Here is a 19,929-nt window from a genome sequence, read left to right on the forward strand (position 1 = left end):
CACGCACCCATGGACTTCGCATTCGACGCCCGGACCGAGGAACTCCGCGAGCGCCTCCTCGCGTTCATGGAGGAGTACGTCTACCCGGCGGAACCCGTCGCCGCCGAGCAGCGCGCGCGGCTGGCCTCACCCTGGGACACCCCGGCCGTCTTCGGTGAACTGAAGGCCGAAGCGCGCCGTCAGGGCCTGTGGAACCTCTTCCTGCCCGATGCCGAGTACGGCGCCGGGCTGACCAACCTCCAGTACGCCCCGCTGGCCGAGATCACCGGCCGCAGCCCGCACCTGGCGCCGATGGCGACCAACTGCGCGGCCCCGGACACGGGGAACATGGAGCTCCTCGCCCAGTTCGCGAGCGAGGAGCAGAAGAAGCAGTGGCTGCATCCGCTGCTGGCGGGCGAGATCCGCTCCGCCTTCGCGATGACCGAGCCCGAGGTGGCCTCCTCGGACGCGACGAACATCGAGACGCGGATCGAGCGCGTCGGCGACGAGTACGTGGTCACCGGACGCAAGTGGTTCATCTCCGGGGCCATGAACCCGGACTGCCGGATCTTCATCGTCATGGGCAAGACCGACCCGGACGGCCCCGACCCGCGCCGCCAGCAGTCGATGATCCTGGTCCCCCGCGACACCCCGGGCGTGGAGGTGCGCCGGGCGATGACCGTGTACGGGTACGAGGACCACGACCACGGCGGCCACGCCGAGGTGGTCTTCGACGGCGCCCGGGTCCCGGCGGGGAACCTGATCGCAGAGGAGGGCGCGGGCTTCGCCATCGCCCAGGCCCGCCTCGGGCCGGGCCGGATCCACCACTGCATGCGGCTGATCGGCATGGCGGAGCGGGCCATCGAGCTGATGTGCCGCCGCGCGGTCGGACGTACCGCCTTCGGCAAGGAGCTGGCCGCGCAGGGCGTCGTACAGAACTGGATCGCGGACGCCCGGGTCACCGTCGAGCAGCTGCGGCTGCTGGTGCTCAAGACGGCCTGGCTGATGGACACGGTCGGCAACCGGGGGGCGCACACCGAGATCCAGGCCATCAAGATCGCGACCCCGCGGGCGGTCGTACGGATCCTGGACGACGCGGTGCAGCTGCACGGCGCGGGCGGGGTCAGCCAGGACTTCCCGCTGGCCGAGCTGTGGGCGGCGGCGCGGACGCTGCGGCTGGCGGACGGGCCGGACGAGGTGCACCAGCGCTCGCTGGCGCACCGGGAGCTGAAGCGCTACCGCTGACGCGCACTCCGGGCAGGGGGTCGGGCGAACTTTCGGGGTGGTCTAAACCACCCCGAAAGGTCCGATATATTCGGCTTCTCCCCCCACTGAAAGTGCGTACCGCCATGCCCAGCTCCACCCTGGCCCCGCCCGCCACCGCCGTCACCCCCGCGGTCACCACCGCCGCCACCGCCGCCGCGGGAAGGACGGCCAACCCCGGCCCGCTCGGCCTGGCCGCGTTCGCCCTCACCACCTTCGTGCTCAGCCTCTTCAACTCGGGGCTGATCTCGAACGCGGCCCTCAGCGCGGTCGTACTGCCGCTGGCCCTCTTCTACGGCGGCCTCGCGCAGTTCGTCGCGGGCATCCTGGAGTTCCGCCGCGGCAACACCTTCGGGACCACCGCGTTCGTCTCGTACGGCGCGTTCTGGATGTCCTTCGCGGGCTACGTGAAGTTCGTCGTCCCCACCCTGCCCGCCGACCAGGCGCACGTCGCCACCGGCTGGTTCCTCGTGGCCTGGTTCATCTTCACCGCGTACATGTCCGTCGCCGCGCTGCGCCTCGACCTCGCGCACCGGGCGCTGTTCATCGTGCTGGCGCTGACCTTCCTCTTCCTCGCGCTCGGCGACCTGGCCGAGACCACCGGCCTGACCCACACCGGCGGCTTCCTCGGCCTGCTGTGCGCGGGCATCGCGTGGTACATCTCCTTCGCCGTCGTGGCGCAGGAGACCTGGGGCCGCAAGGTCCTTCCGCTGGGCTGAGGCCCCCGACCACCCGGCGCCCGCTACGGGCGCAGTGCCCGCAGCAGCAGGTCCGCGAGGTGGTCGGCGACCTGCTGCGGCGTGAGCGGGCCGTCCTCCCGGTACCAGGTGGACAGGTGGTGGACCGACCCGAAGTGGTAGTCCACCACCAGGTCGGCCGGAGTGGCCGTGGAGAAGACGCCCGTGCGCTGGCCCTCCTCGACCAGTGCCCGGAACCGCTCGTGGTAGCGCCGGCGCTCCGCCCGTACCTGCTTGAACTTCTCCGGGCTCAGCTGGTGCATCGACCGGAAGAAGATCATCGCGTCGTCGAGGTTCTCGATGGTCGTGACGACCACGTCGGCGGCCGCGGCGCGCAGCCGGTCCTCGACGGGGGCATCGGATTCGGCCACCGCGTCCAGCCGCTGCTGCTGAAGGCGCAGCATGCGTGCGTACACCTCGTGCAGCAGGTCGTCCTTGGAGCCGAAGTAGTGGTAGAGCGCTCCCTTGGTGACTCCGGCCGCCTCGACGATCTCCTGGACCGAGGTGCGGTCGTAGCCGCGCTCGGCGAACAGCCTGGTGGCGACGGCCAGCAGTCGCTGCGGTACCGGCGCCTCGTGCGCGGCTTCGGTTTCCGTGGTCTTGGCGGCCATGGCGCTCGCCTTCCCTTCCTTCTTGCGGACGTTCCTGCGTGACGCTGTGCGGCCGTACGGCCGTTTTCAGCCGCGCTCGCGCAGTTCCCGTCGCAGGATCTTGCCACTGGTCGTCTTCGGAAGGACAGGCAGGATCTCGACCTGGCGCGGGTATTTGTACGCGGCGATGCGCGCGGCGCAGTACGCGGACAGTTCCGCCGGGTCGGCCGTGGTCCCGGGGCGCAGGCTGACGTAGGCCTTCACGCTCTCGCCGCGGTACGGGTCCGGGACCCCGACCACGGCCGCCTCGCGGACGGCGGGGTGGGTGTAGAGCACGTCCTCCACCTCGCGCGGCCAGACCTTGAACCCGGAGGCGTTGATCATGTCCTTCTTGCGGTCCACGACGTAGAGCCAGCCGTCCGGGTCCATGAACCCGACGTCCCCGGTGCGCAGTTCGCCGTCCGGGAAGGCCTTGGCGGTGTCGGCCGGCAGGCCCCAGTAGCCGGGAACCACCTGCGGGCCGCGGACGGCTATCTCGCCGGTCTCACCGAAGGGCACCTCTGCGCCGCGCTCGTCCAGGATCCGTACGAGGGTGTCGGCGCCGGGCAGGCCCACCGAGAGGGTGCCGGAGGCGGGGTCGACGGGCGCCTCGCGGTGCACGGGGACCGAGGCACAGGGGGCGGTGCACTCGGTGAGGCCGTAGCCGTTGCGCAGGTAGAAGCCGAAGGCGGCGCGCAGGCGTTCCACGAGGGCGGGCGGGAGCGGGGCCCCGCCGGAGGAGACGACCTGGAACGAGGAGAAGTGGTCGGGGGTGACGGCGGGGTGGGCGGCGAGGGCCATGAAGGCGGTGGCCGGGCCGATGGTGTAGGCGGGGCGGTGTTCGAGGAAGGCGTCGAGGACGACGCCCGCGTCGAAGCGGTTCGCGAGGACGAGGGTGCCGGCGTTGGTGAGGCAGGTGGCGAGCTCGCAGACCATGCCGGTGATGTGGAAGAGCGGGGCGAGCGCGAAGTAGGCGGCGCCCTCGGGCAGGGGGTGGCCGGCGACCTGCCGGCCGGCGTTGTGGGTCAGGGCGCCGTGCGGGTTCATGGCGCCCTTGGGGGTGCCGCTGGTCCCCGAGGTGTAGCTGATCAGGGCGGTGTCGGCGGCGGTGAGCCCCGGGTCCGGCGGGGCGGGGTGGCCCAGTCGGGCCACGGCGCCGAGGTCTGCGGTGCTGTGGCCCGCGGGCTGAGGGGCCGGCGGGGGCACGGCGGGGTCGCCGAAGACGCGGGGGTCGTCGCGGGTCTGGAAGTCGCGGTCCGAGGCGGTCAGGGTGACCCGTACGCCCGTCCCGCGGGCGGCCTCGGCGAGGTGCGCCGACCAGGCGCCGCGCTCGCAGACCAGCGCGGCGGCGCCCGAGTCGCGCAGGATGTGCCCGACCTCCAGCGACTTGTACATCGGGTTGAGCGGAACGACGACCGCCCCGGCCTTCCAGGCGGCCAGGACGGCGAGCACGAAGTACGGGGTGTTCTGGAGCATGACCGCGACCCGGTCGCCGCGGCCGATGCCCTGCGCGGCGAGGTGGCCCGCGACGGAGTCGGAGAGCGCGTCGGCCTCGGCGTAGCCGATCCGGCCGTCGAAGTAGGCCAGCACGGTGCGCCCGGGGGCACGGGCCACGGCGTCGCGGAAGGCCTGGAGCACGCTGGGAGCCGGGGAGATCGGCGCCCGCTGGGCCGGGCTGAGCCGGGCCACCCAGGGCTTGGCGGCGTACCGCGAGGGCGGGGTGGGGCCTTGCGTCAACGCGACTCCCATTTCTGCTGGAGGTGGTTCATGCCGCTCAGCCAGCGGTCCGGCTCGGTCGCGCGGGCGGCGTAGAAGTCCGCGACCTCGGGGTGCGGGAGGATCAAGAACCGGCCCTTCTCCATGCCGTCGAACAGTGCGGACGCGACCGCTTCGGGCTCGATCGCGGTCGGCGCGAGGACCAGCTCGCCCGCCGAGCCCGCGGCGGTGAGCATGTCGGTGCGCACTCCCTGCGGGCAGATGGCGTGGACCTTGACACCGCGGTGGCGGTAGGTCAGCGAGAGCCATTCCGCGAAGGCCAGCGCGCCGTGCTTGGTGACACTGTACGGCGCCGCTCCGATCATGGTCAGCAGCCCGGCGGCCGAGACGGTGGACACGAAGCGGCCGCTCCCCCGCTCCAGCCAGTCCGGCAGCAGCAGCCTGGCCGCGCGCACGTGGGCCATGACGTTGGTGTCCCAGGCGGCCTCCCAGACGGACTCGTCCGCGAACGCGTCGCCGCCGGAGGCGAGTCCGGCGTTGGCGCAGTAGACGTCGACCGTGCCGCCCAGGGCCGCGCGGGCCTCGGCCACGATCGCCGAGGCGTCGCCGGGCACCGCGACGGCCCGGGCGCCGATCGCGTCCGCGACGGCGGCGGCCTTTGCGGGGTCGAGGTCGTTGACCACGACCGTGGCGCCCTCGGCGGCGAAGCGGTGGGCGAGGGCGGCGCCGATGCCGCCTCCCGCGCCGGTGACGACGACTCGCTGGTCCTGGAACGCGCTCACGGGATTCACCTTTCACCGCCGACTGATGCCCGGCAGACTAACCGGTCGGTATGTGCGGGTGGAAGGGGTCCCGCGCCTAGCGTGGCGGGATGACTCTGTCGCGACGGGGGTTGCTGGGGCTGGCGGGTGCGGTGGGGGCCGCGGGGGCGGCCGGGGCCGCCGCACCCCGGGCGGTGGCGGCCGCGGAAGGGGCGGTGGCGGCCGCGGAGCGGGTGCGGACCGGGTTCGAGCAGCTCGCCGCGGACGGGTACCGCGTGCTCGCCGGACAGAAGGTCGGGGTGGTCACCAACCCCACCGGGATCACCGCCGACGCCCGCCACATCGTCGACGTACTGCACGCGGACCCGCGGGTGGACCTGGTCGCGGTGTTCGGGCCCGAGCACGGCTTCCGCGGGACCGCGCAGGCGGGCGGCTCGGAGGGCGCGGGCCGGGACCCGGCGACCGGGCTGCCCGTGTACGACACGTACGACAAGAGCGGGCAGCGGCTCGCGGACGTGTTCATGGCGGCCGGTGTCGACACCGTCGTCTTCGACATCCAGGACGTCGGGGCCCGCTTCTACACCTACATCTGGACCCTCTACGACTGCATGCGCGCGGCCGCCCTGGCCGGCAAGGCGGTGGTGGTCCTCGACCGGCCGAACCCGGCGGGCGGGCGGCGGGCCGCGGGGCCGGTGCTGCAGCGCCCGTACGCGAGCTTCGTGGGCCGGGAGCCCATCGCGCTCGCCCACGGGATGACGGCGGGCGAGCTGGCCCTGCTCTTCAAGGGGGAGTTCCTGGCCGCGAGCCCGCCCCGGCTCCGGGTGGTGCGGATGTCCGGCTGGCGGCGGGAGTCGTTCTTCGGGGCGACCGGGCTGCCCTGGGTGCCGCCGAGCCCGAACATGCCGACGCCGGACACGGCCCTCGCGTACGCCGGGACCTGCCTGTTCGAGGGGACCAACCTGTCCGAGGGGCGCGGGACGACCACGCCGTTCGAGGTGCTGGGCGCGGAGGGCCTCGACCGGCGGTGGGCGGAGGCGGCGAACGGGCTGGGGCTGGGCGGGGTGTGGTTCCGGGAGGCGTACTTCACGCCGTCCTTCTCCAAGTACGCCGGGAAGGTGTGCGGCGGGGTCCGGCTCATCGTGCACGACCGGGAGGCCTTCGACCCGGTACGGGCCGGGATCGGCCTGCTGGTCACCGCGCGGCGCGCGTGGAGCGGCTTCGGCTGGCGCGCGGACCAGTGGATCGACCGGCTGACGGGCTCGGACCGGGTGCGGCGGATGGTGGACGCGGGGGCCGGGGTGGAGGAGATCGCGGGCGACTGGGCGGCGGAGCTGGCGCGCTTCGAGGCGGTGCGGGGGCGGTACCTCTTGTACTGAGTCCGCGGCGGGTCGCCGGCGGGGTCGGGGGCGGGTCCGCGGCCGGGGCTGCGACTGACCGTGCCGCGGGTCTGGCCGGGCGGGCGCGGCCGCAGGATGCTGGCTCCGCTGGAGGCGTACGCGTGAGCGCGGAGGGGGACGTCGTGGCGGACATCGGTACGAGTACGGGTACGGGCACGGGCACGGGTGCGAGTGCGCCTGGGGGGCGTGCGCATGCGGGTGCGCATGCGGTCGGCGGGGCGGCCCTCGGCGTCGGGCCGTACGCGGAGCTGGTCTTCGACGCCGACGGCGACCCGGACCGGGGCGCGCAGGAGGCGCTCTCGCGCATCGAGGCCACCGATCTGCTGGTCTTCGCGCACGGCTGGAACACCGACCCGTCCACCGCGACCCGGCTCTTCGACCGGTTCTTCGCCCCCTTCCCGGGACTGGTGGGCTCAGGGGTGCGACTGGGGTACGTGGGGGTCGTGTGGCCCTCGATCCGCTTCTCCGACGAGCCGATACCCGACTTCGACGCCCCGGGCGCACTCGCGGAGCCGGGCTACGGTCCGGCCCTGGACCCCCGTACCCGGGAGGCGCTCGGGGCCTTCTGGCCGCGCCGGCAGGCCGAGCTGGACCGGGTCGCCGAACTGCTGGAGGAGCAGCCGGAGTCGGAGGCGGCCTTCACCGAGTTCGGCGCCCTGGTACGGGAGCTGGCCGGGGTGGACTCGGTCGCCACGGCCATCGCCCCGGCCGTGCCGATGATCTTCACCGCCGATGTCCTGGAGGTGTGCCGGGCCCTCACCGAGGCCCTGGCCGAGGCCGGCGCGGCACTGCCCGAGGGCCCCTCCGTACCGGGGTTCTCGGTCGGCGGGGGCCTGCGGAAACTGTGGAACGGCGCCAAGGAGCTGCTGCGCCAGGCGACGTACTACCAGATGAAGGCGCGCGCGGGGGTGGTCGGCGAGCGCGGTCTCGGCCCGGTGCTCGCCGAGCTGGCCGGCCACCGTCCGGCGCTGCGGATCCATCTCGTCGGGCACAGCTTCGGCGCCCGGGTGGTGTCCTTCTCGCTGCGCGCGGTGCCGGACGGGATCCGGAACGTGAAGTCCCTGACCCTGCTCCAAGGCGCCTTCTCCCACTACGCGTTCGCCGACAGCCTGCCCCACGCCAGAGGCCGAGGCGGCGCCCTGCGCGGGCTCCAGGGCAAGGTCGACGGACCGGTGGCCGCCTGCCATTCCCCGCACGACTCGGCGCTCAAGGTCTTCTACCCGCTGGCCTCCCGGATGGCGGGTGATTCGGCCGGACTCCTCGGCTTCGACGAGCGGTGGGGCGCGATCGGACACGACGGGGTCCAGGCGGTGCCGGGCGCGCCGCGGCTGACCTTGGACGCGGTGCTGCGCGAGGGGCTGCCGACGGCCGGATGCGTCAGTGTGGACGCGGGCTCGGTCGTCCGGCGGGGCGGCGCGCCCTCGGGGGCGCACAGCGATATCTGCCACGAGGAGCTGGCCCGGGTGGTGGTTGCCGCGGGGCGCATGGGGCGCTGAATTCCGGCCATGTGCCACCCGCACGCCTCGACCGCCCCCGCATGCGCCCACACCCGGCAGGGCATGTTGGGCACATCAAGGTACGCGATGAAGCGCGGGCGCGGCGCATGGCGGAGGTGAAGGTGTGATGGCAGGTTTCCGGAGTCTGGCCTACCAGGTGCGCGATGCGCGCAACGACCGCGCCCTGCGGCGCCATTCGCTGCGTCGCTGCCTGGAGCGGTTCGCCCCCTACGGGCACCGGGCGACCTGGTGGCACCTGTGCGACCGGCACGGGATCGCCCCTGAGGACCGGGCGGCCGATCCGCAGCGGCTGGTCGCCGCGCTGGAGGAACTGGAGGAGGCGCGGGCGGTCTGGCTGGAGTACGAGCGCCAGTTCGCGGAGCGGCGCCGGCGGGAGAAGCACCACGGGCTGCGCCGGCCGGAGTGGGCGTGGGGCGGGAGCGGGGACGCGGTCGTGCGGTGCGCGGATCCGGGGGTGCGGCCGGAGGGGACACTGGGCGACGTGCTGCGAAGACTGGTGGCCGCACTGGAGTCGACGCCGGGGACGGCGTGCCCGGTGTGCGGGGAGCAGGAGTTGCACTGGCCGTCGGCCGCGGGGGCCGGGGGCGGGCCCTGGGCGGGCGCGTGGGCCTGGGACGGGCCGTTGTGCGCGGGCTGCGGGATCGTCGTGCCGAGGCCGGCGCTGGCCGAGTCGGCTCTGGGCGAGTCGGCTCTGGGCGGCTCGGCTCTGGGCGGCTCGGCCGGGGCGGGCTCGGGGGCGGGGGCCGCCGCGTGAGCGTGCCGCGGCTGCTGGTGTCGCTGAACGGGGCGCGGGGCGCGGCCGACGGGGCGGCCGTGCCGATGTCCCCCGAGGATCTGGTGGAGTCGGCGCTCGGGGCGGTCGCCGCCGGGGCCGGCGAGGTGCTGGTGCACCCCAGGACCCCGTGCGGGCGGGAGAGCCTTTCGGCGCGGGTGGTGGGGCCGGTGCTTGAGGCACTGCGGGGTGCGGGGTGCGGGGTACCGCTCTGCGTGGCCGCGAGCATCGCCGCCGAGCCCGATCCGGCGGAGCGCCTCGCGCGGGTCCGGTCCTGGACGGTGCTGCCCGACCGGGCGGAGGTGCGGTTCGCGGAGCCGGGGGCGCGGGAGCTTGCGGAGGCCCTGCTGGCGCGGGGGGTCGCGGTGGACGCGGTGGTTCCGCTGGGCGGGGAGGCCGGGCAGGAGCCGCTGGCGCGCTTCCTGGCCTGGCCGGTACGCAGCCACGCGCCGGTACGCAGCCACGCGCCCGTACCGACTCACGCGCCGGTACGGACCCACGCCCCGGTCCGCCTCGCCGTCGAACTGGCGGCCGACGACCCGGCGCTGGTGTGGGGGATGCGGTGGCTGCCCCCGGTGGCGGTGCTGCTGTACGGGCGGGAGGAGGCCGCCTGGCCGGTCCTACGGATGGCCGCGCGGTACGGGAGGGACGCGCGGACCGGCGTGGGCGACGTCCTGCACCTGCCGGACGGGCGCTCGGCGCGATCCAACGCCGAACTGGTCGCGGCGGCCCGCGCGGAGACGGCAGCGGTGGCCAGCACTAAAGGCGCGAGCCGGTGAGGCGGGCGCCGAAGGCGTCGTCGGGGTTGGACAGCGCGCAGTTCTCCAGCGAGAGGCAGCCGCAGGCGATGCAGTCCGTCAAGTGGTCGCGCAGGCGCCCCAGCTGGGAGATGCGCTGATCGAGCTCGGTGCGCCAGGCCTCGGAAAGCTTGGCCCAGTCCTCGCGGTTGGGGGTGCGGCCCTCGGGGAGCTGGGCGAGGGCGTCGCGGATGCTGGCGAGCGGGATGCCCACGCGCTGGGCGGCGCGTACGAAGGCCACCCGGCGCAGCGCGTCGCGGGTGTAGCGGCGCTGGTTGCCGGAGGTGCGGCGGCTGCTGATCAGGCCCTTGGTCTCGTAGAAGTGGAGCGCGGAGACGGCCGCGCCGCTGCGGGCGGACAGCTGGCCGACGGTCAGTTCGTGGACTTTCTCGGGAATCTGCGGCACAGCGCCGAGCCTAGTCGGCCGCGATCGGGTCCGTTGACAGATACATGCGGCCCCAGCATGCTGAGCAAGCGCTTATTCGTCTGGGAAAGGGAGCCGGTATGGCCGAGCCGAGGATCTTCACGTCCGCCGAGGAACTGCGCGCCGGGATCGGCGAGCCGCTCGGCCCGAGCGGCTGGCTCGAGGTGGACCAGAAGCGCATCGACCTCTTCGCGGACGCCACCGGCGACCACCAGTGGATCCATGTGGACCCGGAGCGGGCGGCGGACGGACCCTTCGGCTCCACCATCGCGCACGGCTACCTCACGCTGTCGCTGCTGCCGAGCCTGGTGCCGCAGATCATGCGGGTCGAGGGCATGAAGATGGGTATCAACTACGGCACGAACAAGGTGCGTTTCCCGGCTCCGGTGCCGGTGGGCTCGCGGCTGCGCGCCACCGCGGTGATCACCGAGGTGACGGAGGCGGGCGGCGGTGTGCAGGTGGCCGCCACGGTCACGATCGAGATCGAGGGCGGCGACAAGCCGGTGTGCGTCGCGGAGTCGGTGTCCCGGTACTACTTCTGAGGGCCCGGGCGCGAGCCCACCATGCGGAGTACGAGGTCGGCGTAGAGCGCGCCGACCTCGTCGGGCGTGCGCTGTCCGGCGACGTTGAACCAGCGGGCCACGTCGATGCACAGGGACAGCACGGCGAGGGTGGTGCCGGGCACGTTCGGGACGTCGAACTCCCCCGCCTCGACCCCGTCGGCGATGATGCGGCGCACGGCGGCGTCGCTCTGCCGGCGCAGTGCCACGATTTCGGAGCGGTGCTCCGGACCGAGAGCATCGAGCTCGTACTGGACCACGCGCGCGGTGGTGTGATGTGCCGCGTGCCACCGCACGAAGGAGCGAACGGCCTCGTCGAGGCGCTCGGCCGCGCTCCCGGACCCGGAAGCCGCCGTCTCCAGGATCTCCAGGGCCTTGTCGTGGCCGATCCGGCTGATCCGGTGGAGCAGTTCTTCCTTGGTCTTGTAGTGGATGTAGAGCGCGGCCGGGCTCATGCCGGCCCGCCCGGCGATGTCACGCGTGGTGGTCGCGTGGTACCCGCGCTCGGCGAAGGCGTCGACGGCGGCGACGAGCAGCCGCCGCGCGGCGTCGGGGGTGACCTGCGACCACGGCTGACTGCCGTCGGCCGTCTCCTCCGCGCTGTCCATCGCCACTCACCCTCTTCGTCCTGTAGGACTGAACAGACTACCGGAGGGTGAGCAAGCGCTTAGCGCTCTTGCGGGGAGGGCTTCGGCGAGAAGGGGTCGTACTCCGTCATGATCTTCTCCATCCGGGCCTGGTCGACCCGGCTGACGATCTGGGTGACCTCCTGACGGTCGCGGATCACCTTGGCGAGGGTGAAGGCCGAGGTGGTCAGGTACAGGACCGCGATCCCGAGGAAGGCCCGCACCCAGGCGTCGGCCTCCAGGTTGTAGATCCCCAGGGCCACCGCACCGAGGGCGATGCCGAAGGAGGCGACCGCCTGGCCGTAGTACGCCCCCGTGTTCTGCTGCTTGACCTGTGTCTCGTTCATGGCCCCAGCATCCGGCGGGGTGTGCCGGGTCACATCCGCGCACGTACTCACGTACGTACTCAGAACGCGGAAACCCCGGTGCGGGCGCGGCCGATGAGCAGCTTCTGGATCTGGCTCGTGCCCTCGTACAGGGTCATCACCCGGGCGTCGCGCAGGAGTTTGCCCGCGGGGTACTCGTCGATGTAGCCGTACCCGCCGTGCACCTGGAGGGCGTTGCTCGCGGCGCGCACGGCGGCCTCGGAGGCGAAGAGCTTGGCGGTCGAGGACTCGGTGGCGAAGGGCAGCCCGCGGTCGATGAGGTCGGCGACGCGCCAGGTGAGCAGCCGCGCGGCGTCCACGTCGACCGAGATGTCCGCGATCAGCTCCTGCACCAGCTGGTGGTGGGCGATGGGCTTGCCGAACTGCTCGCGCTGCCCCGCGTACGAGACGGCCGCGTCGAGCGCCGCCTGCGCGATGCCGACGCAGCCCGCGGCGACCGACATCCGGCCCTTGGCCAGCGCGGACATGGCCACCGAGAAGCCCTTGCCCTCGGGGCCGAGCATCGCGGAGGCGGGGACCCGGACCCCGTCGAGGGCGAGTTCGGCGGTGGCCTGGCCGCGCAGGCCGAGCTTCCCGTGGATCTCGCGGCGGGTCAGGCCGGGGGCGTCGGCGGGGACGAGGAAGGCGGAGACGCCGCGGTGGCCGGGCTCGCCGCCGGTGCGGGCGAAGAGCAGCACCACGTCGGCCCAGGTGCCGTTGGTGATGAACATCTTGCTGCCGCTGATGACGTACGAGTCCCCGTCGCGCACGGCCCGGGTGGTGAGGCTGCCCGCGTCGGAACCGGTGCCGGGCTCGGTGAGGCCGAAGCAGCCGAGCGCCTCGCCGGAGCACAGGCGGGGCAGCCAGTCCCGCTTCTGCTCCTCGGCGCCCCAGGCGGCGATGGTCTTGGCGACCAGGCCGAGGGAGACGGACACGATCCCGCGCACGGCGGAGTCGCCGCGGCCGAGCTCCTCGTTGACCAGGACGTAGGCGAGGTGGTCGCCGCCGGAGCCGCCGTACTCCTCGGGGACGGTCAGGCCGAGGAAGCCGAGGTCCCCGAGCTTCTTCACGATCGCCCGGTCCACGCTCTCTGCGCGGTCCCACTCGGCTGCGTACGGGGCGACCTCGCGCTCGGTGAACTCGCGGGCCAGCTGCCGTACGGCGCTCTGCTCCTCGCTCAGCTCCAGGTTCACCGGGCACCTCCGGGGCGGGGTCGGGTCGGGTCCGGCGCGGTTAACTAGCACCGGTAGTTTATGGCGGGCAGGCCCTACTATGTGGCGCATGGCCAGACCGCGCAAGCCCCTCCTCAGCAGAGACCGCATCGTCGAGGCGGCGGGTTCGCTCGTGGACGCGGAGGGGCTGGAGGCGGTGTCGACGCGGCGGCTCGCCGCCGCACTGGGGGTCAGCGGACCCTCGCTGTACAACCACTTCCGCACCAAGGACGAGATCCTGGAGGCGGTTGCCGACGCGGTGAGCGCCCGGGTCGACTTGTCGATGTTCGACGGCGCCGGGGATTGGCGGACCGCACTGCACGACTGGGCGCACTCGTACCGGGACGCCCTGGCCGACCACCCGAACATCGTGCCCGTACTGGCGCGCGGGCCGGGTCGGCGGCCGGCCGGACTGCGGGTGGCGGACGCGGTGTTCGGCGCGATGACGGCGGCCGGGTGGCCGCCCGCGCAGGCGACCCGGATCGGCGCGCTGATGCGGTACTTCATCCTGGGCTCGGCGGTGGCCTCGTTCGCCGGGGGTTTCGTGGACGACGAGACGGCATACGACCCGTCGGACTACCCGCACCTGGGCCAGGCCCACCTCCTGGCGGAGCGCCGCCGGGAGGTGGACGAGGGGGCCTTCGAAACGGGACTTGCGGCCCTGCTGGACGGACTGGCGCTCCAGTACGCGGCGTTGCCGGACACCGCCTGACGGCGGCGCCCGGCGGAGCGGCTGCTGAGAAGCCGCCGCTCAGAAGCGGCCGCTCAGAAGACGACCAGCGAGCGGCCGCCCTTGCCTGCGAGCATGGCGTCGAAGGCCGCCGGTATCCCGTCGAGGGTGATGCGGTCGGTGACCATGGCACCGAGGTCGAGACGGCCGGCGCGGACGTGCTCGGCGATCACCGGGAGGTCGCGGGCCGGATCGCTGTTGCCGTAGACACAGCCGGTGAGGGTGCGGGCGAAGTGGAAGATCTCCAACGCGTGGAAGGCGACCTGCTGCTCCTTGCCGCCGATGCCGACGACCGTGGTGCGGCCGCCGCGGCGGGTGGACTCCCAGGCCCCGCGGATGGTCTCGGCCCGGCCCACGCACTCGATGGCGACGTCCGCGCCCCGGCCGCCGGTGAGGGCGCGGATCTGCTTGGCGGTGGTGTCGCAGGCGAGCACGAACTCGGTGGCCCCGGCCGCTCGGGCCAGTTCCTCCTTGGCCGGGGAGACGTCCACGGCGACGATCGGGCCCGCCGTCGCGATCCGGGCGGCCTGGAGGGCGGCCAGGCCCACTCCGCCGACGCCGAAGACGGCCACCGACTCGCCCGGGCGGACCTGGGCGCTGTGGTGGACGGCCCCGTAGCCGGTCAGGACGGCGCAGCCGAGCAGGGCGGCTTCCGCCAGCGGGATCCCGGCGGGGGCGGGCAGGACGCAGTTCGCCGCGACGACGGTCTCCTCGGCGAAGGCGGCGACGTTCAGCCCGGGGTGCAGTTCGGTGCCCTGCGCGTCGTGCGCGTGGACGGCGCCGACGCCGGTGAGGGCCTTGGCGCAGAGCCAGACCTCGCCGATCGAGCAGTGGTGGCACTCCCCGCAGGACGGGGCCCAGTTGAGCACGACCCCGTCGCCGGGGGCGACGTGCGTGACCCCCGCGCCCACGGCCAGCACCGTGCCCGCGCCCTCGTGGCCGAGGACGGCGGGCACGGGGACGCGCATGGTGCCGTTGGTGAGGGAGAGGTCGGAGTGGCAGACCCCGGCGGCTGCGAGCCGGACGCGGACCTGCCCGGGGCCGGGGTCGGGCAGCACGATCTCCCGTATCTCCAGCGGAGCTCCGACGGCGGGCAGGATGGCGGCGCGGACCATGGTCGTCGTCTCCCTCTTCAGAACTGCAGGGACTTGGTCTGGAGGTACTCGGCCAGACCGTGCGGGCCCAGTTCGCGGCCGACGCCCGACTGCTTGTAGCCGCCGAAGGGCGCGAGCGGGTTGAACCGGCCGCCGTTGATGTCCACCTGGCCGGTGTCCATGCGGCGGGCGAAGGCCACGGCCGTCTCCTCGTCGGCCGCCCAGACGGCTCCGCCGAGCCCGTACACGGTGCCGTTGGCGATGCGCAGGGCCTCGTCCTGGTCCTCGTACGGGAGGATCGACAGCACGGGGCCGAAGATCTCCTCCTGGGCGATGGTCATCTCGGGTGTGACGTCGGCGAACACGGTCGGGGCGATGAAGTACCCGTGCTCGTGCGGCGCCTCGGGGCCGCCCGCGACGAGGCGCGCGCCCTCCTCGACGCCCTTGGCGATGAAGCCGCGCACGCGGTCGCGCTGCTTGGCGTTGATCACCGGGCCGAGTCGGGTGCCCGGGTCCCGCGGGTCGCCGGTGGGATACTTGGCGACGGCGGCGGCCGCGAGCGCGACGGCCTCCTCGTACTGGTCCCGGTGGACGAGCATGCGGGTGAGCGCGTTGCAGCTCTGGCCGGAGTTGTTCATGACGTGGCCCACGCCTGCCGCGACGGCCTTGGCGAGGTCGGCGCCGGGCAGGATGACATTGGCTGATTTGCCACCCAGTTCGAGGGCGACTCGCTTCACGGCGGCGCCGGCCGTGGCGCCGATCTGCCTGCCGACCGCGGTGGAGCCGGTGAAGGAGACCAGGTCGACTCCCTCATGGGCGGCCAGCGCCTGGCCGGCGACCGGGCCCGTGCCGGTCACCAGGTTGAAGACACCGGCCGGGATCCCCGCCTCGTGCACGGCTTCGGCGAAGAGCTGTGCGGTCAGCGGGGTGTCCTCGGCCGGCTTGAGGACGAGGGTGCAGCCGGCGGCGAGAGCGGGCGCCACCTTTGCAACGATCTGGTGCAGCGGGTAGTTCCAGGGCGTGATGGCTCCGACCACGCCGACCGGTTCCAGCAGCACGGTCGAGTTCCCGATCCGCTCCTCGAAGGCGTACGAGGCCCCGAGCTCGGCGAACGAGGAGGCCACCGCGATCGGCGCCCCGACGTGGACCATCTCCGAGAATCCCAGCGGGGATCCCAGCTCGGCGGTGACCGTCTCGGCGATCTCGCTCTTGCGGGCGACCAGTACGTCGCGCAGGGCCCCGATCAGGGCGGCCCGCTCGGCCGGAGCCGTGGCCGCCCAGCCGGGCAGGGCCGCACGGGCGGCCCGTACGGCCGCGTCGACGTCGTCGGCGCTGCCGGCCGGGACCCCGGCGATGACCTGCTCGTCGGCCGGGTTCACGACCTCGATGCGGTCGCGTCCGGCGGCGGGCCGCCACTCGCCGCCGATGTACATCCCGTCGTGGGCCTTCATGGCACTCCTCCCGAGCACGCGCGAGCGCGTGGACCTGGCACGGACCGGCCCGTATCACCCGGACCTCGCGAACACCCTACAAATTAGCGCCGGTAGTTTTGCGGCCGCCAGAGGCCGCCGGGCTCAGATGATGCCGAAAAGCATCCCTGCCGCGAGGACGACCAGAGAGGTCAGCGCCGCCCATTTCACCGTGAAGCGGGTGTGGTCGCCGAACTCGACCTTGGCCATGCCGACGAGCACGTAGACGGCCGGAACCAGCGGGCTGGACATGTGCAGGGCCTGGCCGACCAGGGAGGCGCGGGCGATCTCCAGCGGGGAGACGCCGTGCGCGGCGCCCGCCTCGGCGAGGACGGGCAGGACGCCGAAGTAGAAGCCGTCGTTGGACATGAAGTAGGTGAGGGGCAGGCTCAGCAGGCCGGTGACGAGGGCCATGTGCGGGCCCATGGCGTCGGGGACGGCGCCGACGAGCCAGTCGGCCATGTGCTTGACCATGCCGGTGCCGGTGAGGACGCCGGTGAAGACGGCCGCGGCGAAGACCATGCCGGCGACGTTCAGGACGTTGTCGGCGTGGGCGGCGATCCGGGCCTTCTGGTCGGGCATGTGGGGGAAGTTGACGGTGAGGGCGAGGGCGGCGCCGAGCAGGAAGAGCACCGGGATGGGGAGCAGCTCCATGATCATCGCGGTGAGGAGGGTCACGGTGAGGGCGGCGTTGAACCAGTAGAGCCGCGGGCGCAGGGTGGAGCGGTGCGGGCCGAGGCCCTGGAAGCCGTCACCGTCGGGGCCGGTGGAGGGGGCGGGGCCGGTGGCGGTGGCGGTGGCGGTGGCGGTGGCGGTGGCGGTGGGGGCAGCGGTGCCTCCTCCGGCGGTGACCAGCTCGGGCTCGGCGTCCACCGGGAGTACGAGGGTGCCGACGCGGCGGCGTTCCTTGAGCCCGAGGACGTAGGCGAGGACGAAGACGAAGAGCAGGCCGGCCGCGAGGGCCGGGATCATCGGTACGAAGATGTCGGCCGCGTCGAGCTTGAGGGCGGTGGCGGCGCGCGCCGTGGGGCCGCCCCAGGGCAGGGTGTTCATCACGCCGTTGGCGGTGGCGGCCACGCCCGTCATGACCACGAGGCTCATGCCGAGCCGCTTGTAGAGCGGGTACATCGCGGAGACGGTGATCATGAACGTGGTCGAGCCGTCGCCGTCGAGCGAGACGATGGCGGCGAGGACGGCGGTGCCGACCACGACCCGCATCGGGTCGGCCTTGCAGAACCGCAGGATGCCGCGCACGACCGGGTCGAAGAGACCGACGTCGATCATCACGCCGAAGTAGACGATGGCGAACATCAGCATGGCGGCGGTCGGCGCGAGTTTGCCGACGCCTTCGATGACGTAGTCGCCCAGGTGCGCACCCCGCCCGGCGAACACGCAGAAGAGCGCGGGGATGAGGACGAGCGCCGCGATGGGCGACAGTTTCTTCATCATGATCAGGACCAGGAAGGTCGCGATCATGGCGAATCCGAGGAAGGTCAGCATGCAGGGAACGTAGGTGTCGCCTCCTGGCGTCAACAAGACGTATGCGCGTGAGCAATACGAGCAAAACCCCAGCTCAGGGCATGGGTGTCAGAACGACGGGGAATCCGTTGAGCACCGCCGTGCCGGAGAGCGGGTCGAGCAGGGTGCCGTCGAGGAGCTGGTTGACGTTGACCCCGGGCGAGGCGGCGGCCACCGAGAGCCGGACCCCTTCCCGGTCGTGGCCCCAGCCGTGCGGAAGGCTCACCACTCCGGTGCGGACGGCGTCCGTGATCTCCACGGGGACCTCCAGGCTGCCGCCGTCGGCGGTGACCCTGGCGCGGCCGCCGTCGGCGAGGCCGAGCCGCCCCGCGTCCGCCGGATGGACCTGAAGGGTGCACCGGTTGGAACCTCCGACCAGGGCCGGGACGTTGTGCAACCAGCTGTTGTTGGAGCGCAGATGGCGGCGGCCCACGAGCACCAGCGCGGCGGGGCGGTCGGCGAGCGCCGCGCGCAGTCTGGGGAGCTCGGCCGCGATCGGCTCCGGCAGCAGCTCGATCCTGCCGCTGCGGGTCCTGAGCACGCCCGGGAGCCGGGACCGCAGCGGGCCCAGGTCGATGCCGTGCGGCTGGGCGAGCAGCCGCTCCAGGCTGAGCCCCTGCTCGTCGGCGCCCTCGCCCAGGCCCTCGCCCGCGCCGAACCGGTCTCCGTACGGCCCCAGTCGGAGCATCAGGTCGAGGCGGCGCTCCGGGCCGCTCTCGCCCGTCAGGAGCCCGGCGAGGCGCGCCGGGTCCTGGCCGTGCAGCGGCGAGCCCGGATCGGCGGTCTCCTTGCCGAGGGCGGCCTGGATGGCGAGTTCGTCCACGGCAGCGGGGCCCGCGGTGCCGTGCATGCCGGAGACGGCGAGCACGAGGCGGGCGTGTATCTCGCACTCGTCGAGCCGGCCCGCGTCCAGGGGCACGGCGGGGCGGGTGTAGCGCACCTGGTTGCGGATGGCGAAGGCGTTGAAGGAGAAGTCGTGGTGCGCGCTCTGCGAGGGCGGCGGCGGGGGCAGCACGACGTGGGCGTGGCGCGAGGTCTCGTTGAGGTACGGGTCGACGCTGACCATGAAGTCGAGCCCGGCCAAGGCCGCGTCGAGGCGTTGTCCGTCGGGGGCGGACAGCACGGGGTTCGCCGCGATGGAGATCAGGGCGCGGATCCGCCCCGCCCCCGGGGTCTCGATCTCCTCTGCCAGGGCGGCGATGGGGAGTTCGGCCTTGGCCTCGGGGTGTCCGCTGACCCGGCTGTGCCAGCGGCCGAGGTTGAAGCCCTTGCCGGGTCCCGCGGTACGGGGCCGCGGGCCGGCCGCGGGGAGCGGGAAGAGGGCCCCGCCCGGCCGGTCGAGATTGCCGGTGAGGATGTTCAGTACGTCCACGAGCCAGCTCGCGAGCGTGCCGTACTCCACGGTGCAGCTGCCGATCCGCCCGTAGACGGCGGCGGTCGGCGCGGCCGCGAGTTCGCGGGCGAGATCGCGGATCTCGGCGGCCGTGAGGTCGCAGGCGGGGGCGACGGCCTCAGGAGTGAAACTCTCCAGTGCTTCGGCGAGTTCCCCGAATCCCTCGGCCTGTTCGCGCAGTTCCGCGGGGTCGGCGAGCCGTTCCTCGATCAGGGTGTGCGCGAGGGCGGCCAGCAGCAGCGCGTCGCTGCCCGGGCGCGGCGCGAGGTGGCGGTCGGCCAGCTTGGCGGTGCGGGTGCGGCGCGGGTCTACGACGACGAGCGTGCCGCCGCGGGCGCGCAGGGCCTTGAGCCGGCCGGGGAAGTCTGGGGCGGTGCACAGGGAGCCGTTGGATTCGACCGGGTTGGCACCGAGGAGCAGCAGGAAGTCGGTGCGGTCGAGGTCGGGCACCGGGATGGCGAAGGGGTCGCCGAAGAGCAGCCCGCTGGAGACGTGCTTGGGCATCTGGTCGAGGGTGCTGGCGGTGAACAGGTTGCGCGTGCCGAGGGCCTTGAGGAGCAGCGGCGGGTAGAGGTGGCCGGCCATGGTGTGGGTGTTCGGGTTGCCGAGGACGACGCCGACCGACTGGGACCCGTGCTCCCGCACGAGGGCGGCTACGGCCGCGGCGATGGCCTCGTAGGCCTCCTCCCAGGTCGCTTCGCGCAGGCGGCCGTCCCGGCGTACGAGTGGGGTGCGCAGCCGGTCCGGATCGGCGTCGAGCGCACCGAAGGCGGCACCCTTGGGGCAGATGAACCCCTGGCTGAAGACGTCCTCCCGGTCGCCGCGGGCGCCGGTGACGGTGGTGCCTTCGATGGTGAGGGTGAGACCGCAGGTGGCTTCACACAGGGGGCATATGCGCAGGGCGGTGCGGGGCATGGGCCCTCCTGGGCGGCAGGCAGCGGCACGAACACGCGGGCGCCCCGAGCATACCG

The 19,929-nt window shown here is 73.3% G+C and carries 19 protein-coding genes; 8 read left to right on the plus strand and 11 right to left on the minus strand.

Annotation, left to right across the window (positions count from 1 at the left end; all coding sequences use genetic code 11):
- Window positions 1-9 precede the first annotated feature (9 nt).
- Both ACZ7GJ_RS15650 and ACZ7GJ_RS15655 read left to right on the plus strand, forming a co-directional pair.
- Window positions 10-1,224 (plus strand): acyl-CoA dehydrogenase family protein, encoded by a 1,215-nt coding sequence (locus tag ACZ7GJ_RS15650; protein WP_470752024.1) that lies wholly within the window; start codon window positions 10-12, stop codon window positions 1,222-1,224.
- Between the two features lie 104 nt (window positions 1,225-1,328).
- Entirely contained in the window at window positions 1,329-1,961 is a 633-nt protein-coding gene (locus ACZ7GJ_RS15655; protein ID WP_470752026.1) for an acetate uptake transporter, read from the plus strand.
- A gap of 23 nt (window positions 1,962-1,984) precedes the next feature.
- Here the strand turns inward: ACZ7GJ_RS15655 and ACZ7GJ_RS15660 are convergent, their stop codons facing one another.
- The 3 genes from ACZ7GJ_RS15660 to ACZ7GJ_RS15670 form a co-directional block, all read right to left on the minus strand.
- A complete protein-coding gene (locus ACZ7GJ_RS15660) occupies window positions 1,985-2,590 on the minus strand; it encodes a TetR/AcrR family transcriptional regulator (RefSeq protein WP_470752028.1) in 606 nt (201 codons plus the stop codon).
- Window positions 2,591-2,656: 66 nt separating this feature from the next.
- The gene (locus ACZ7GJ_RS15665; protein WP_470752029.1) at window positions 2,657-4,357 is read right to left on the minus strand and encodes a class I adenylate-forming enzyme family protein; all 1,701 of its coding nucleotides are present in this window, start codon (window positions 4,355-4,357) and stop codon (window positions 2,657-2,659) included.
- The gene (locus ACZ7GJ_RS15670; RefSeq protein WP_470752030.1) at window positions 4,342-5,106 is read right to left on the minus strand and encodes an SDR family oxidoreductase; all 765 of its coding nucleotides are present in this window, start codon (window positions 5,104-5,106) and stop codon (window positions 4,342-4,344) included. The genes ACZ7GJ_RS15665 and ACZ7GJ_RS15670 overlap by 16 nt, the downstream gene beginning before the upstream one ends.
- An 89-nt stretch (window positions 5,107-5,195) precedes the next feature.
- Here ACZ7GJ_RS15670 and ACZ7GJ_RS15675 point away from each other — a divergent pair, with 89 nt between their 5' ends.
- The 4 genes from ACZ7GJ_RS15675 (at window position 5,196) to ACZ7GJ_RS15690 (ending at window position 9,550) form a co-directional block, all read left to right on the plus strand.
- Complete coding sequence (locus ACZ7GJ_RS15675) at window positions 5,196-6,461, plus strand: exo-beta-N-acetylmuramidase NamZ family protein (protein WP_470752031.1); 1,266 nt, start codon at window positions 5,196-5,198, stop codon at window positions 6,459-6,461.
- A 269-nt stretch (window positions 6,462-6,730) separates the two neighbouring features.
- Window positions 6,731-7,978 (plus strand): serine-threonine protein kinase, encoded by a 1,248-nt coding sequence (locus ACZ7GJ_RS15680; protein WP_470752153.1) that lies wholly within the window; start codon window positions 6,731-6,733, stop codon window positions 7,976-7,978.
- A 127-nt stretch (window positions 7,979-8,105) separates the two neighbouring features.
- Complete coding sequence (locus ACZ7GJ_RS15685) at window positions 8,106-8,753, plus strand: hypothetical protein (RefSeq protein ID WP_470752033.1); 648 nt, start codon at window positions 8,106-8,108, stop codon at window positions 8,751-8,753.
- A complete protein-coding gene (locus tag ACZ7GJ_RS15690) occupies window positions 8,750-9,550 on the plus strand; it encodes a 3-keto-5-aminohexanoate cleavage protein (RefSeq protein WP_470752035.1) in 801 nt (266 codons plus the stop codon). The genes ACZ7GJ_RS15685 and ACZ7GJ_RS15690 overlap by 4 nt, the downstream gene beginning before the upstream one ends.
- On the opposite strand, the gene soxR is transcribed toward ACZ7GJ_RS15690, so the two are convergent.
- A complete protein-coding gene (gene soxR / locus ACZ7GJ_RS15695) occupies window positions 9,531-9,974 on the minus strand; it encodes a redox-sensitive transcriptional activator SoxR (protein ID WP_470752037.1) in 444 nt (147 codons plus the stop codon). The two genes, ACZ7GJ_RS15690 and soxR, sit on opposite strands and share 20 nt — an antisense overlap.
- A gap of 98 nt (window positions 9,975-10,072) precedes the next feature.
- Here soxR and ACZ7GJ_RS15700 point away from each other — a divergent pair, with 98 nt between their 5' ends.
- Window positions 10,073-10,534 (plus strand): MaoC family dehydratase, encoded by a 462-nt coding sequence (locus ACZ7GJ_RS15700; protein ID WP_470752039.1) that lies wholly within the window; start codon window positions 10,073-10,075, stop codon window positions 10,532-10,534.
- On the opposite strand, the gene ACZ7GJ_RS15705 is transcribed toward ACZ7GJ_RS15700, so the two are convergent.
- From ACZ7GJ_RS15705 to ACZ7GJ_RS15715, 3 genes are read right to left on the minus strand one after another with little or no spacing between them, the layout of a single operon-like run.
- On the minus strand, window positions 10,525-11,160 hold the full coding sequence (locus tag ACZ7GJ_RS15705; RefSeq protein ID WP_470752042.1) for a TetR/AcrR family transcriptional regulator: 636 nt from the start codon (window positions 11,158-11,160) through the stop codon (window positions 10,525-10,527). The genes ACZ7GJ_RS15700 and ACZ7GJ_RS15705 overlap by 10 nt on opposite strands.
- A 59-nt stretch (window positions 11,161-11,219) precedes the next feature.
- Window positions 11,220-11,525, minus strand: coding sequence for a YiaA/YiaB family inner membrane protein (locus ACZ7GJ_RS15710; protein ID WP_470752043.1), 306 nt, complete (start codon window positions 11,523-11,525; stop codon window positions 11,220-11,222).
- A 59-nt stretch (window positions 11,526-11,584) separates the two neighbouring features.
- Entirely contained in the window at window positions 11,585-12,736 is a 1,152-nt protein-coding gene (locus ACZ7GJ_RS15715) for an acyl-CoA dehydrogenase family protein (RefSeq protein WP_470752045.1), read from the minus strand.
- A gap of 88 nt (window positions 12,737-12,824) precedes the next feature.
- On the opposite strand from ACZ7GJ_RS15715, the gene ACZ7GJ_RS15720 reads away from it, so the two are divergent.
- Window positions 12,825-13,466 carry a TetR/AcrR family transcriptional regulator gene (locus ACZ7GJ_RS15720; RefSeq protein WP_470752046.1) on the plus strand — a complete coding sequence of 214 codons (642 nt, stop codon included), beginning with the start codon at window positions 12,825-12,827 and terminating at the stop codon, window positions 13,464-13,466.
- 53 nt (window positions 13,467-13,519) lie between these two features.
- On the opposite strand, the gene ACZ7GJ_RS15725 is transcribed toward ACZ7GJ_RS15720, so the two are convergent.
- The 4 genes from ACZ7GJ_RS15725 to ACZ7GJ_RS15740 form a co-directional block, all read right to left on the minus strand.
- Window positions 13,520-14,599 carry a Zn-dependent alcohol dehydrogenase gene (locus ACZ7GJ_RS15725; protein ID WP_470752048.1) on the minus strand — a complete coding sequence of 360 codons (1,080 nt, stop codon included), beginning with the start codon at window positions 14,597-14,599 and terminating at the stop codon, window positions 13,520-13,522.
- A gap of 17 nt (window positions 14,600-14,616) precedes the next feature.
- The gene (locus tag ACZ7GJ_RS15730; protein ID WP_470752049.1) at window positions 14,617-16,029 is read right to left on the minus strand and encodes an aldehyde dehydrogenase family protein; all 1,413 of its coding nucleotides are present in this window, start codon (window positions 16,027-16,029) and stop codon (window positions 14,617-14,619) included.
- 123 nt (window positions 16,030-16,152) lie between these two features.
- The gene (locus ACZ7GJ_RS15735; RefSeq protein WP_470752050.1) at window positions 16,153-17,547 is read right to left on the minus strand and encodes a CitMHS family transporter; all 1,395 of its coding nucleotides are present in this window, start codon (window positions 17,545-17,547) and stop codon (window positions 16,153-16,155) included.
- A 73-nt stretch (window positions 17,548-17,620) separates the two neighbouring features.
- Entirely contained in the window at window positions 17,621-19,873 is a 2,253-nt protein-coding gene (locus ACZ7GJ_RS15740; protein WP_470752052.1) for a molybdopterin oxidoreductase family protein, read from the minus strand.
- Between the last annotated feature and the right edge of the window lie 56 nt (window positions 19,874-19,929).

The organism is Streptomyces sp. NPDC037242, from assembly GCF_055604165.1.

Excerpts from the sequence above, each read along its gene's own strand:
- ACZ7GJ_RS15650 (WP_470752024.1), top strand. The coding sequence starts at position 10 with ATGGACTTCGCATTCGACGCCCGGACCGAGGAACTCCGCGAGCGCCTC.
- ACZ7GJ_RS15655 (WP_470752026.1), top strand. The coding sequence starts at position 1,329 with ATGCCCAGCTCCACCCTGGCCCCGCCCGCCACCGCCGTCACCCCCGCG.
- ACZ7GJ_RS15660 (WP_470752028.1), bottom strand. The coding sequence starts at position 2,590 with ATGGCCGCCAAGACCACGGAAACCGAAGCCGCGCACGAGGCGCCGGTA.
- ACZ7GJ_RS15665 (WP_470752029.1), bottom strand. The coding sequence starts at position 4,357 with ATGGGAGTCGCGTTGACGCAAGGCCCCACCCCGCCCTCGCGGTACGCC.
- ACZ7GJ_RS15675 (WP_470752031.1), top strand. The coding sequence starts at position 5,196 with ATGACTCTGTCGCGACGGGGGTTGCTGGGGCTGGCGGGTGCGGTGGGG.
- ACZ7GJ_RS15685 (WP_470752033.1), top strand. The coding sequence starts at position 8,106 with ATGGCAGGTTTCCGGAGTCTGGCCTACCAGGTGCGCGATGCGCGCAAC.
- ACZ7GJ_RS15700 (WP_470752039.1), top strand. The coding sequence starts at position 10,073 with ATGGCCGAGCCGAGGATCTTCACGTCCGCCGAGGAACTGCGCGCCGGG.
- ACZ7GJ_RS15705 (WP_470752042.1), bottom strand. The coding sequence starts at position 11,160 with ATGGACAGCGCGGAGGAGACGGCCGACGGCAGTCAGCCGTGGTCGCAG.
- ACZ7GJ_RS15710 (WP_470752043.1), bottom strand. The coding sequence starts at position 11,525 with ATGAACGAGACACAGGTCAAGCAGCAGAACACGGGGGCGTACTACGGC.
- ACZ7GJ_RS15720 (WP_470752046.1), top strand. The coding sequence starts at position 12,825 with ATGGCCAGACCGCGCAAGCCCCTCCTCAGCAGAGACCGCATCGTCGAG.
- ACZ7GJ_RS15725 (WP_470752048.1), bottom strand. The coding sequence starts at position 14,599 with ATGGTCCGCGCCGCCATCCTGCCCGCCGTCGGAGCTCCGCTGGAGATA.
- ACZ7GJ_RS15730 (WP_470752049.1), bottom strand. The coding sequence starts at position 16,029 with ATGAAGGCCCACGACGGGATGTACATCGGCGGCGAGTGGCGGCCCGCC.
- ACZ7GJ_RS15735 (WP_470752050.1), bottom strand. The coding sequence starts at position 17,547 with ATGCTGACCTTCCTCGGATTCGCCATGATCGCGACCTTCCTGGTCCTG.
- ACZ7GJ_RS15740 (WP_470752052.1), bottom strand. The coding sequence starts at position 19,873 with ATGCCCCGCACCGCCCTGCGCATATGCCCCCTGTGTGAAGCCACCTGC.